Annotated in this window: 10 protein-coding genes; all 10 read left to right on the top strand. The window is 71.0% G+C overall.

Annotated features, from left to right (window positions below):
* Window positions 1–95: 95 nt before the first annotated feature.
* Window positions 96–770, top strand: a complete 675-nt coding sequence (locus tag J4H91_RS08340) for a LytR C-terminal domain-containing protein (protein ID WP_341783485.1) — start codon at window positions 96–98, stop codon at window positions 768–770.
* A gap of 171 nt (window positions 771–941) precedes the next feature.
* A complete protein-coding gene (groL, locus tag J4H91_RS08335) occupies window positions 942–2561 on the top strand; it encodes a chaperonin GroEL (RefSeq protein WP_208045806.1) in 1620 nt (539 codons plus the stop codon).
* A gap of 155 nt (window positions 2562–2716) precedes the next feature.
* Window positions 2717–4870: a phosphate acetyltransferase gene (gene pta / locus J4H91_RS08330; protein WP_208045805.1), complete on the top strand. Its 2154-nt coding sequence runs from the start codon at window positions 2717–2719 to the stop codon at window positions 4868–4870.
* A gap of 8 nt (window positions 4871–4878) precedes the next feature.
* Complete coding sequence (locus J4H91_RS08325) at window positions 4879–6084, top strand: acetate/propionate family kinase (RefSeq protein ID WP_208045804.1); 1206 nt, start codon at window positions 4879–4881, stop codon at window positions 6082–6084.
* 114 nt (window positions 6085–6198) lie between these two features.
* Complete coding sequence (locus J4H91_RS08320; protein WP_424960834.1) at window positions 6199–9324, top strand: DNA polymerase III subunit gamma and tau; 3126 nt, start codon at window positions 6199–6201, stop codon at window positions 9322–9324.
* Window positions 9325–9327: 3 nt separating this feature from the next.
* Complete coding sequence (recR, locus tag J4H91_RS08315; RefSeq protein ID WP_208045802.1) at window positions 9328–9936, top strand: recombination mediator RecR; 609 nt, start codon at window positions 9328–9330, stop codon at window positions 9934–9936.
* Window positions 9937–10067: 131 nt separating this feature from the next.
* Entirely contained in the window at window positions 10068–10313 is a 246-nt protein-coding gene (locus tag J4H91_RS08310) for a hypothetical protein (RefSeq protein WP_208045801.1), read from the top strand.
* A gap of 24 nt (window positions 10314–10337) precedes the next feature.
* Window positions 10338–10736: a hypothetical protein gene (locus J4H91_RS08305; protein ID WP_208045800.1), complete on the top strand. Its 399-nt coding sequence runs from the start codon at window positions 10338–10340 to the stop codon at window positions 10734–10736.
* Between the two features lie 82 nt (window positions 10737–10818).
* The gene (locus J4H91_RS08300) at window positions 10819–12096 is read left to right on the top strand and encodes an aspartate kinase (RefSeq protein ID WP_208045799.1); all 1278 of its coding nucleotides are present in this window, start codon (window positions 10819–10821) and stop codon (window positions 12094–12096) included.
* 36 nt (window positions 12097–12132) lie between these two features.
* On the top strand, window positions 12133–13200 hold the full coding sequence (locus J4H91_RS08295) for an aspartate-semialdehyde dehydrogenase (protein ID WP_208045798.1): 1068 nt from the start codon (window positions 12133–12135) through the stop codon (window positions 13198–13200).
* Window positions 13201–13287: the final 87 nt, after the last annotated feature.

Below are 13287 nucleotides of genomic sequence, written 5' to 3'. Positions count from 1 at the left end.
CGCCTCGGCTTCAGGGAGCCCCGGGGGAGTCGGGGTACGCTGGTACGGTGCCGCGAATGCGGCGGTCCACGGTCGGTAGGAACATAGGGGATAGCGTGGCGCAGAGCAACGTCGACGCCGAGACGCGTCGCAGCGGTCGTCAGGAGTACCCCGAGGATCGCTTCGACCGGATCCCGCGCAGCGGTCGCGTCGGCGTGCACCGGGTGACGGCGCGCCCGCGCCATATCTGGCAGTACCTGATCGTCGGCCTGCTCGGTTTCGCGCTGCTCACGACGATCGGCGTGATCATCGTGCAGGGCGGCGGCGGGAGCGGCGGGCCGATCAAGAGCACGAGCACAGCTTCGCAGCCCAGGGCGTCCGAGACGCCCGCCGTGCTCGACCCGGCGGCGACGGTCGCCGTGCTCGACGGCACCCAGATCCCCAATCTCGGTGCGAGCGTCGACCAGACCATCACCGCGGAGGGCTGGGGACAGATCCTCTTCTCGGAGAAGATCGCCGACTCGAACGTCGAGATCTCGGCGGTGTTCTACCGCGATCCGGCCGACGAGGCGGCGGCGCGAGGTCTCGCGGAGAAGCTCGGCGGCGTATCCACCTACGCGACCGAGGAGTACGCGGAGCTCGGCGCCCGTCTCATCGTGCTGCTGGGCGCCGATTACGCCGGCCCCGGCGCCGACGCGGCCGCTCAGGCAGAGGCTCCCGCACCCGAGGAGGCCGCCGCGGACGGGGCTGCGGGCGAGGCCGATCCCTCGACCGACGCCCCCGTCGAATAGGCCTCTCCACCTGTTCGCTGTCCGCGAGCGCGATTTCTTGCACTCTCGGTGTCTGAGTGCCAAGATTGGTTTTAGCAGTCGAACCGACTGAGTGCTAAACAGCCGCGCACCGGAGCTCACTCCGGCCGCGCGGTGCCCACCACCACTGATACGCCGGGAGGGGCGAATTACATGGCAAAGATGATTGCGTTTGATGAGGAAGCGCGTCGCGGGCTCGAGCGGGGTCTCAACACCCTCGCCGACGCCGTGAAGGTGACGCTCGGCCCGCGCGGCCGCAACGTCGTGCTGGAGAAGAAGTGGGGCGCTCCCACCATCACCAACGACGGCGTCTCCATCGCCAAGGAGATCGAGCTCGAGGATCCCTACGAGAAGATCGGCGCGGAGCTCGTCAAGGAGGTCGCGAAGAAGACCGACGACGTCGCGGGCGACGGCACCACCACCGCTACCGTGCTCGCACAGGCGCTCGTGCGCGAGGGCCTGCGCAACGTCGCAGCGGGCAGCGACCCCATCGCGATCAAGAAGGGCATCGAGAAGGCCGTCGCAGCCGTCTCGGCTCAGCTTCTCGAGAACGCCAACGAGATCGAGACCACCGACCAGATCGCCGCCACCGCGTCGATCTCGGCCGCCGACGAGCAGATCGGCGCGCTCATCGCCGAGGCCATCGACAAGGTCGGCAAGGAGGGCGTCGTCACCGTCGAGGAGTCGAACACCTTCGGCACCGAGCTCGAGCTCACCGAGGGCATGCGCTTCGACAAGGGCTACCTCTCGGCCTACTTCGTCACCGACGCCGATCGCCAGGAGGCGGTCTTCGAGGATCCCTACATCCTCATCGTCAACAGCAAGGTCTCGAACATCAAGGACCTGCTCCCCGTCGTCGATCCCGTGATCCAGTCGGGCAAGCAGCTCCTCATCATCGCCGAGGACGTCGAGGGAGAGGCGCTCGCCACCCTCGTGCTCAACAAGATCCGCGGCATCTTCAAGTCGGCCGCCGTCAAGGCACCGGGCTTCGGCGACCGCCGCAAGGCCATGCTGCAGGACATCGCGATCCTCACCGGCGGCACCGTGATCTCCGAGGAGGTCGGCCTCAAGCTCGAGAACGCGACCCTCGACATGCTCGGCACCGCGCGCAAGGTCATCATCACCAAGGATGAGACGACCATCGTGCAGGGCGGCGGCGAGGAGGAGCAGATCCAGGGCCGTGTGCAGCAGATCCGCCGCGAGATCGAGTCGACCGACTCCGACTACGACCGCGAGAAGCTGCAGGAGCGCCTCGCTAAGCTCGCCGGCGGCGTCGCCGTCATCAAGGCGGGCGCGGCCACCGAGGTCGAGCTCAAGGAGCGCAAGCACCGCATCGAGGACGCCGTGCGCAACGCGAAGGCGGCCGTCGAGGAGGGCGTGCTGCCCGGTGGCGGCGTCGCCCTGATCCAGGCCGGTGCCTCCGTCTTCGAGTCGCTCGAGCTCTCGGGCGATGAGGCCGTCGGCGCCAAGATCGTCAGGACCGCCATCGAGGCGCCGCTGCGCCAGATCGCGCAGAACGCCGGCCTCGAGCCGGGCGTCGTCGCCGATCGTGTCGCGAACCTCCCGGTCGGCCACGGCCTGAACGCCGCGACCGGCGAGTACGGCGACCTGGTCGCGCAGGGCATCCTCGATCCCGCGAAGGTGACCCGCTCGGCGCTGCAGAACGCCGCGTCGATCGCCGGCCTCTTCCTCACCACCGAGGCCGTCGTCGCCGACAAGCCGGAGCCCGCAGCGGCTCCCGCCGGCGATCCGACCGGTGGTATGGACTTCTAAGCAGAGTCCTCCTCCTCGAGCAGGGGTCCCGCTACGGCGGGGCCCCTGCTCGCGTTTGCGGGCGCGAGGGATCCTGTCCGAACACCCGACCGGGCGGGCCTGCCGCGCGGGCGAGGGGATCGCCGACGCTCAGGTGAGCGCCATAGGCTGGAGTGGTGACAGCCAGCATCTACCTGACTTCGGCCGAGGGGCGCACGGGCAAGAGCGCTGTCGCCCTCGGCGTGCTCGACGCGCTGCTGCTCGACGCCCCGCGCGTGGGGGTCTTCAGGCCGCTCATCCGCTCGGCCGAGCAGCGAGACCGCGTGCTCGAGCTGCTGCGGGCACGTGCTACGGCCGACGCTCCCTATGAGGCCTGCGTGGGCGTCACCTACGAGGAGGCCCACGCCGACCCCGACGGTGCCATGACGCGGATCGTCGCGCAGTACCACGCGCTCAGGGCGCGCTGCGACGCGGTCGTGGTGGTGGGCTCCGACTTCACCGACGTCGCAGCGCCGACCGAGCTGTCGTACAACGCGCGCATCGCTGCGAACCTCGATGCCCCGGTCATGCTCGTGCTGAGCGGCCGCGCGGGTGGGGAGCCCGAGATGCTCGGGCAATTGCCGGCGCGCACGCCCCACCAGATCGCGCAGATCGCCGAGCTCGGCGCCGCGGAGCTGCGGGCCGAGCACGCGACGGTCGTCGCCGTGCTCGTGAACCGGGCCGATCCCTCGCGAGCGGAGGAGATCGAGACCGAGGTCTCGAAGGTCGCCGCCGGCAAGATCTCGGGCGATGCGCCCGTGTGGGTGCTGCCCGAGGAGCTGCTGCTCGTCGCGCCGCCCGTCTCGGCGGTGGTCGAGGCGGTCGAGGGCGAGCTCGTGCGCGGCAGCGTCGAACTGCTGGCGCGCGAGGTGCGCGGCGTCGTGGTCGCGGGCATGTCCATGGAGCACGTGCTGCCCCGCCTGATCGAGGGATCGGTCGTCGTGATCGCGGCCGACCGCGCCGAGACCCTGCTCGCCGTCACGATGGCGCACGAGGCTCCGACGTTCCCGACAATCGGCGCCGTAGTGCTGAACGGCGACTTCGCGCTGCCGGCCGACGTGGGACGGCTGCTCGACGGCGTCTCCTCGACGCTGCCGGTGGTGCGCACGCGCTTCGGCACCTTCGAGACGGCGCAGCGCATCACGCAGGCGCGCGGGTTGCTCACCGAGGAATCGCCGGCCAAGTTCGATACGGCCCTCGCGCTGTTCGAGCAGCATGTCGACACGGCCCTGCTGCGCGAGCGGCTGCGGCTGCACCGCGGCGGGATCCGCACGCCCGTGATGTTCGCCTACGAGCTGTTCGAGCGGGCCGCCGAGACGAACGCGCACATCGTGCTGCCCGAGGGCGACGACGATCGCATCCTGCGCGCGGCGAGCACGTTGCTCGCGCGAGGCACCGCTCGACTCACCATCCTCGGCGACGAGGCCGCGGTGCGCAAGCGCGGCGGCGAGCTCGGCCTGGCGATCGACGCCGCGGAGGTCGTCGATCCGCAGACGTCGTCGCTGCGAGAGGGCTTCGCGGACGAGTACGCGCGACTGCGTGCGCACAAGGGCGTGACGCTCGAGCAGGCGCGCGACACGATGGCCGACGGCAGCTACTTCGGCACGATGATGGTGCAGCTGGGGTACGCCGACGGGATGGTGTCGGGCGCCGCGAACACCACGGCTCACACGATAAGACCGGCGCTCGAGTTCGTGAAGACGAAGCCGGGGGTCTCGGTCGTGTCGAGCGTCTTCTTCATGGCGCTCGCGGATCGTGTGCTCGTCTACGGCGACTGCGCCGTGAACCCCGACCCGACCGCGGCGCAGCTCGCCGACATCGCGATCTCCAGCGCCGAGACCGCCGCGCAGTTCGGCGTCGAGCCCCGCATCGCGATGCTGTCGTACTCGACGGGGGATTCGGGGTCGGGGGCCGACGTCGACAAGGTGCGCGAGGCGACCGCGATCGCGCGAGCAGCCCGCCCCGACCTGCCCATCGAGGGACCGATCCAGTACGACGCCGCGAGCGACCCGGCGACCGGCGCCTCCAAGATGCCCGGCTCGCAGGTGGCGGGGCGCGCGACCGTCTTCATATTCCCCGACCTGAATACCGGCAACAACACCTACAAGGCCGTGCAGCGCTCGGCGGGGGCGGTCGCGGTCGGACCGGTGCTGCAGGGTCTCAACAAACCGGTCAACGACCTTTCCCGCGGCGCGACCGTCGAGGACATCCTCAACACCGTGGCGATCACCGCGGTGCAGGCCGGTCGCTCCGCGTCCGATGGCGCCCCCGCCCGCGAATCCAGGGAGTAGGAACCGGCATGAGCAACGTCCTCGTCATCAACGCGGGCTCGTCGTCGATCAAGTATCAGCTCGTCGACGCCGAGACGGGTGAGCGGTCGGCCGCCGGCCTCGTGGAGCGCATCGGGCAGCGCGGGTCCGAAGGCCGCATCGTGCACCGGTCGGAGGGCGAGGGATCGGCGGGCGCGCGCTTCGAGCGCGAGCTGCCGGTGCCCGACCACACGGCGGGCTTCTCGGCGATGGTGGAGGCCTTCGCCGCGTGCGGCACACCCGTCGAAGGCCTCGACATCCGCGCGGTGGGCCACCGCGTCGTGCAGGGCGGCAGCGAGTTCTTCGAACCGACCCTGATCGACGACCGCGTCGCCGATCGCATCCTCGAGCTGGGGGCGCTCGCCCCGCTGCACAACCCCGGCCAGTACCAGGCCATCATGGCCGCACGCGCGCGCTTCGACGTGCCGCACGTCGCGGTGTTCGACACCGCGTTCCACCAGACCATTCCTCAGCGTGCATACACTTACGCCATAGACCGGGATGTTGCGGATCGGCACGGCGTGAGGCGCTACGGATTCCACGGGGTCTCGCACCAGGTCGTGTCGCGCAGGGCCGCCGCGTTTCTCGGGCGTCCCATCGAGTCGCTGCGGCAGATCGTGCTGCATCTCGGCAACGGGGCCTCGGCCTGCGCGATCGACGGGGGCCGCTCGGTCGACACCTCGATGGGCTTCACGCCGCTCGAAGGGCTCGTGATGGGCACGCGCGGCGGCGATGTCGATCCCGGGGCGCTGCTCCATCTGCTGCGAGCCGGGCTCGAAACCGACGAACTGGACGCGCTGCTCAACCGAGGTTCGGGCCTCGCGGGTCTGGCCGGGTCGAACGACTTCCGAGACGTGTGGGCGGCCGCCGAAGCGGGAGACGGGGCCGCACGTCTCGCGCTCGACGTCTACGCCCACCGCGCGCGCCACTACATCGGCGCCTACCTCGCGGTGCTGGGCGGCGCCGACGCGCTCGTGTTCACCGCCGGTGTGGGCGAGAACCACGCCGGAATCCGGGCGCGGATCTGCGGTGGCCTCGAGTGGCTCGGCGTGGAGATCGATCCCTCGCGCAACGAGGCTGCGGCCGCGGGCCCCAGGCGGATCGGCACCGATGCCTCCCGCGTCGAGGTGCTCGTGGTGCCGACCGACGAGGAGGCGGAGATCGCCCGACAGTCGTGGCGGCTCGTGGCGGGCTGAGGGATCCTTCCCGCCGAGGGCGAACGCCCCGGGAGAATGTCGGAGGCCGCCGGTAGCATGGACTCCGTGGTTGCCGCACTGTATCGCCGATATCGGCCCGAGAGCTTCGCCGAGATGATTGGCCAGTCCCAGGTGACAGAACCGTTGATGACGGCTCTGCGCACCGGCCGCATCGGGCACGCATACCTCTTCAGCGGCCCGCGCGGCTGCGGCAAAACCACGTCGGCGCGCATCCTCGCGCGCTGCCTGAACTGCGCCGAGGGGCCGACCGATCACCCGTGCGGGGTGTGCCCGAGCTGCGTCGAACTGAGCCGCGACGGCGGCGGATCCCTCGACGTCGTCGAGATCGACGCGGCCAGCCACGGCGGTGTCGACGATGCGCGCGACCTGCGCGAGCGGGCCGTGTTCGCCCCCGCGAGGGATCGTTTCAAGATCTTCATCATCGACGAGGCGCACATGGTCACGGCCGGCGGCTTCAACGCGCTGTTGAAGATCGTGGAGGAGCCGCCGCCCCACGTGAAGTTCGTCTTCGCGACGACCGAGCCCGACAAGGTCATCGGCACGATCCGCTCGCGCACGCACCACTACCCGTTCCGGCTCATCGCGCCGGCGACGCTCATCGACTACGTGCAGTCGCTCTGCGACAGCGAGGGCGTCGGGGTCGAGCCCGGCGTGCTGCCCCTCGTGGTGCGGGCGGGCGGGGGTTCGGTGCGAGACACACTCTCGATCCTCGACCAGCTCATCGCCGGTTCGGAGGGCGACACGGTCACCGCGGAGCGTGCGGCGGGCCTGCTCGGCTTCACCCACACCGAGCTCATCGACGACGTGGTGATCGCCCTCGGCACGCACGACCCCGCTGCCGCGTTCCGAGCGACCGACCGTGTCGTGCAGACCGGGCAGGATCCGAGGCGCTTCGTCGAGGATCTGCTCGAACGGCTGCGCGACCTGATCGTCGTGGGCGCGACCACCGTCGACGGTGCGGCCGCCGTGTTCCGGGGTGTGCCGCAGGATCAGCTCACCCGCATGTTCGAGCAGGCGCAGGCCTTCGGTCGCGGCGAGCTGTCGCGCATCGCCGACACCGTCAGCGCGGCTCTCGACAAGATGGCCGGCGCGACGGCGCCGCGTCTGCAACTCGAACTGATGATCGCGCGCGCGCTGCTGCAGGGCCCGGTCGAGGGGGTCGCGGCGCTCGGGGGGGCTGCCCCTGCTGCTGCCTCTGCCGCTGCGCAGGGCGGCCCTGCGGCTGCGGCCGGCTCCGCTCCCGCCGCGCACCGCGGCGGTCCCCAGCAGGCTGCCCCTCCGGGGTCGCCCGCGTCCGCGTCCTCGCGCAGCGCCGCTCCAGCTGCACCGACGGGTGGCGGGGTCTCTTCTCAGAGCGCGCAGAGCGATCCTCGCCCCGATCCGCTCGCGGCGCTTGCCGCGGCTCGCGGTGCCGTGACGAATCCCGGCGCGCCCGCGCAGCCCGAGCTGGGGTTCGCGGGAGGAACCGGGCCGTCGGCCGCGCCGAATGCTGCCGAGACGGCCGCATCGATCCGCGATTTCCTTCGGGAGGATCCGGCGGGCGCTTCCGCAGGCACTCCTTCGAGCGCGGGTAGCGATGCCGACGGCGACACCGGTTCTCGGAGCGGGGCGGCGGCAGGCGCCGAAGGCGACGACGTCGTTCCCGGGGCGGGAGCGAAGCGGGCTGTCGCGAGCAGAGCCGCTGCGAGCGGCGAGCCGACCGGGCCGGACGCTCAGCAGCGCCAGGCGAACCGGACCGAAGGCGATCACCACCCCAACGCGGGCGCCGCGTCGTTCGGCCGACCCATCTCCGACGTGCTGAGCAGCACGCAGATCGAGGGGATCGGCCGCGAGACGGCCTTCCAAGCGTCTGCCGCTCAGGCCGCCCCGGCCGCGCCTCAGGCTCCGACCGCCCCGGCCGCGCCTCAGGCTCCGGCCGGCGGCGCAGATTCGCCGTCGGTCTCCGCCGGTGCGGGCGACGAGCTCGAGACGGCACCGGGCGGCTTCGACGACCTGGTCGAGCTGTGGCCCGAGCTGCTGGAGGAGATCCTGCAGAACGACCGCGATGCCTGGAACGCCGTGCGAGTCGTGCAGCCGCTCGGCCTCGACGGCGAGGTGCTGACCATCGGCCTGGCATCGCAGTCCGACCTCGCCGCGTTCAAGGCGAAGGGTGCGGATCCGTTGCGTGAGACGATCAGCGCGGCGATCGGCCTGAACGTCAAATACGTGCCGCAGCGCGTGACCGCGACGAACGCGACGAGAGAGTCCGAGGGCGCGCAGCGCCCACCGCAGCGCGATGCCGGGTCCGCGGGCGCCGACGCCGAGGAGCCCCATCGAGCCGGGTCCCAGCAGCCCCCCGCCCCGCAGAGCATTCGCACCGCGCCCCCTGAGCCGGGGCCGACGCCCGACGCGAGCGACCCCGAGCAGCGCGCCGCGGCGCGGCTGAGCGCACTCGGCCCGGCCATCGCGGCACCCGCCTGGGCAGACCCGATGCCGGGGGAGGCGACCGGCCCAGGCGGAGATGCCGGATCGCGCAGGGAAGGCGATTCCCACGGCGAGGGATCAGGCTCCAGCGAGGGATCCGGCACCGGCGAGGGATCGGGCTCCGGGGACGGAGCCGGTTCCCACGGGGGAGGCGGTGCGGTTCAGGCCGAGCCCGTCCGCGAAACCGGAGCCCGCTCGACGGTGCAGTCCCCGAGCGCTCCGGCGACCAGGGCGCCCGCGCAGGCCCCGGTCGCCCCGGCACCCGGTCCGGCCGCTCAGAGCGTCGGCGGGGCGCGCGTCGACGAGGCGTACGATCCCGGCGATTACGGCGACGGCCCTTCGAACGACCTCTACGGCGACGGTGATCCCTACGGCGAAGACGACCCCTACGCCGGAGGGGATCCCTACGACTCAGGCGGCGGTGGCGCCGGCGCGCAGACCGGCGGAGTCGCCGCCGCGGCCGAGCAGGTGGCCGAGGCCGCGGTGAAGGTCGCGCAAGCCGAGGCACGGGTCGCCGAGGAGACGCCCACCTCCGCCACGGGGGCTGCCTCCGCGCCGGGCGCCGTCGCCTCCGCAACACCGCAGGCGAGCGGTGCGGTCTCGAGCGGTGAAGCCCCGAAAGCCGAAACCTCGAACGGTGAGGCGAAGCCCGCGAAGCGGCCCGCCTTCACCCGGTACGGCGAGGCCGTGGTGCGCGAGGTGCTCGGCGCACGATTCATCGAGGAGCGCCCGCTCCCGCCCCGACTGGAGGCCTGACCCGTGTACGACGGCATCGTCCAAGACCTGATCGACGAGTTCGGCAGGCTGCCCGGCATCGGCCCGAAGTCGGCGCAGCGCATCGCCTTCCACATTCTGCAGACCCAGAACTTCGACGTCACGCGCCTCGCAGAGCTGCTCACCGAGGTGCGCGAGAAGGTGCGCTTCTGCGAGGTGTGCGGCAACATCACCGAGCAGGAGCGCTGCTCCATCTGCAGGGATCCCCGCCGCGACCAGAGCCTCATCTGCGTCGTCGAGGAGCCCAAGGACGTGGTCGCCATCGAGCGCACCCGCCAATACCGCGGGCTCTACCATGTGCTCGGCGGGGCGATCAGCCCCATCGACGGCATCGGCCCCGACGACCTCAGCATCCCCTCGCTCATGCGCCGCCTCGGCACGGGAGCGGGCGAGGTCGAGGTGCGCGAGGTCATCATCGCGACCGACCCCAATCTGGAGGGCGAGGCTACCGCGGCATACCTCTCGCGGCTGCTCACGAGCATCGAGGTGCCCGTCTCGCGCCTCGCCTCGGGGCTGCCGGTCGGTGGCGACCTCGAGTTCGCCGACGAGGTGACGCTCGGCCGCGCCTTCGAGGGGCGCCGCAAGGTCGAGTAGCGCGCGAGGCCGGGCGGGCGGCAGCGCGAGGATACGCCCACTCGGACGGAGTATCCACCCCCTTGGCGGGGCATCGTCGTCGGAGCGAAGCTGGAATCGTTCGACACCGATCTCCGAGAAAGGAGCGAACGATGGCCACCTGCGATACCTGCGGCAACGAGTACGACAAGACCTTCACCGTGCAGAGGGGCGACACCACCGGCACCTTCGACAGCTTCGAATGCGCCGTTCACCTCATCGCGCCCGCCTGCTCCCACTGCGGCTGCCGCATTCTGGGCCACGGCGTCGAGGTCGAGGGCGCGATCTACTGCTGCGCCAACTGCGCCCGCATGACGGCCGACGGCGGAGCCGAGCACGAGCTCGTCGACCGAGCCTGAGGAGCCCGAGGAGAAGAGGCGGACATGAGCGCGGGATCCGGGCCGGCCGGGGAACCCGGCAAGGATGTCGATAGGGATCCCGCGGGCGATCTCGCGAGGGATCCGAGCAGGGACCCCACGAGGATGATCAACCAGCCGTCGCTGCAGACCTCGAGCGGCCGCATCTGGCTGATCATGAGCGGCCTGCTGGCGGCGGCCAGCCTCGTCCCGCTCGTGATGCTCGCGGCCTCGGGCGGCCCCTCGGTGCCCGTGGCGCTGACGACCGCCGTCGCGGTGGTCGTGCTCTACGGCGTGATCCTCGTGCTGCGGTTCGCGATCCCTCACCGCCGGAGGCGCCTGTGGTGGCTCGCGGCCTGCACATTGATGATGGCCGCGACAGCCCTCATCGGCGTCTGGGTGTGCGCTCTGGTCGAGGCCGCGTGACGTCGGCAGCCACGAGGCGCGGGGCTCCCGGCGCGGTCCGATAGACTGGACTTTCGGTGAAGAAACTTCGAGGAGGACCCGCGTGGCGTTGATCGTGCAGAAATTCGGGGGGTCGTCCGTCGCCGATGCCGAGAGCATCAAGCGAGTCGCCAAGCGCATCGTCGAGACGAGGCGTGGGGGCAACGAGGTCGTCGTGGCCGTGAGCGCCATGGGCGACACCACGGACGAACTGCTCGACCTCGCATCTGAGTGCACGCCGATCCCCGCCCCGCGCGAGCTCGACATGCTGCTCACCGCGGGCGAGCGCATCTCGATGGCGCTGCTCGCCATGACGATCAAGGGCATGGGCATCGAGGCGCTCTCCTTCACGGGCAGCCAGGCCGGCATGATCACGACCGCCGAGCACGGCTCCGCCAAGATCGTCGACGTCACCCCGGGTCGCGTGCGCGAGGCGCTCGACCAGGGCGCGGTGGCGATCGTCGCCGGATTCCAGGGCTTCAGCCGTGACTCCCGCGACATCACCACCCTCGGACGGGGCGGCTCGGACACCACGGCCGTCGCGCTCGCCGCGGCGCTCGGAGCCGACGTCTGCGAGATCTACACCGACGTCGACGGCGTCTTCACGACCGACCCGCGTGTCGTGCCGCTCGCTCGCAAGATCGACGCGATCACCGCGGAGGAGATGCTGGAGCTCGCAGCGGCGGGCGCCAAGGTGCTCCACCTCCGAGCCGTCGAATACGCCCGCCGCCACGGCGTCGCCCTGCACGTCCGCTCGTCGTTCTCCGGCGAGGAGGGCACCATCGTCTACGACCCCGCCAAGGGGCACCCGAAGGGGGAGCACATGGAAGAACCGATCATCACCGGCATCGCCTTCGAGAAGAGCGAGGCGAAGGTCACCGTCGGCGGCGTGCCCGACGTGCCGGGCAAGGCTGCGCAGATCTTCGAGATCGTCGCGAAGACGAACGCGAACATCGACATGATCGTGCAGAACGTCTCCGCCGCCGACACCAACCGCACCGACATCTCCTTCACCATTCCCCTGGGCGACGGCCGCCGCGTGATCGAGGCGCTCGAGGCCGAGCGCGCCCTGCTCGAGTTCGAGAGCCTGCAGTACGATGATCAGATCGCCAAGGTCGCCGTCGTCGGCGCGGGCATGCGCACCAGCACGGGTGTCTCCGCCCAGCTCTTCCGGGCGCTCTTCGAGGCGGGCATCAACATCGAGATGATCTCCACCTCCGAGATCCGCATCTCGGTGGTCACCCGCGCCGACCTCATGGAGAAGGCCGTGCGTGTGCTTCACACCGCCTTCGGTCTCGACGCCGACACCGAGGCGACCGTCTACGCAGGCACCGGCCGCTGAGACTTCAGACTCCGACAGAACAGGATCCACACCCACATGGCTGATCAGCAGGGCTTCAACGTCGCCGTCGTCGGCGCAACCGGCCAGGTCGGGGCGGTCATGCGCCGCCTCCTCGACGAGCGCGACTTCCCGATCAAGAGCCTCCGCTTCATCTCGAGCGCGCGTTCCGCAGGCTCGAAGCTCGAGTTCCGCGGCGAGCAGATCACGGTCGAAGACGTTGCGACCGCCGACAAGAGCGGCATCGACATCGCGCTCTTCTCGGCGGGCGGCGCCGCCTCGAAGCAGTACGCCCCCGAGTTCGCCGAGGCCGGTGCGATCGTCATCGACAACTCGAGCGCCTGGCGCCTCGATCCCTCGATCCCGCTCGTCGTGAGCGAGGTCAACCCGCACGCCATCGACGGGGTCGTGAGCGCAGGCAAGGGCATCATCGCGAACCCGAACTGCACCACGATGGCGGCGATGCCCGCCATGAAGGCGCTCGACGCGGAGGCGGGTCTCGAGCGCCTCGTCGTCACGACCTTCCAAGCGGTCTCCGGCTCCGGCCTCGCCGGCGCGCGCGAGCTCTCGGGCCAGGCGATCGCCGCGGTGGAGTCGGGCAAGCTCGAGCAGCTCGTGCACGACGGCTCGGCCGTCGACTTCCCGGCCCCCGAGGTCTACACCAAGACCATCGCGTTCGACGTGCTGCCGCTCGCCGGCTCCATCGTCGACGACGGCGAGGGGGAGACCGACGAGGAGAAGAAGCTCCGCAACGAGAGCCGCAAGATCCTCGAGCTGCCCGAGCTGCGCGTCGCGGGCACCTGCGTGCGCGTGCCGGTCTTCAGCGGGCACTCGCTCTCCATCAACGCCGAGTTCGCCCGGTCCATCACCGCCGACCGCGCCCGCGAGGTGCTCGCCGAGGCCCCGGGCGTCGAGCTGAGCGACGTGCCGACCCCGCTCGAGGCGGCTGGCCAGGATCCCTCATTCGTGGGCCGCATCCGCGAGGATCAGTCGGCCCCCGAGGGGCGCGGGCTCGTGCTGTTCATCTCGAACGACAACCTGCGCAAGGGCGCCGCGCTCAACGCCGTGCAGATCGCCGAGCTCGTGGCGCAGAGGCTCGCCGCGTAGCCGGTCCCCGATACGGGAAGAGGGGCGGGGGGTGCAGCCCGGTGCCCCGCCCCCCGGCGGTTGGTGGGGGGCGGGGCGCGGCGGGTA

It is taken from the genome of Leucobacter ruminantium, from assembly GCF_017565705.1.
In the GTDB taxonomy this organism is placed as follows: domain Bacteria; phylum Actinomycetota; class Actinomycetes; order Actinomycetales; family Microbacteriaceae; genus Leucobacter; species Leucobacter ruminantium.
The sequence above is the reverse complement of the archived record's forward strand: the minus strand, read 5'-3'. Positions and strand labels throughout refer to the sequence as shown.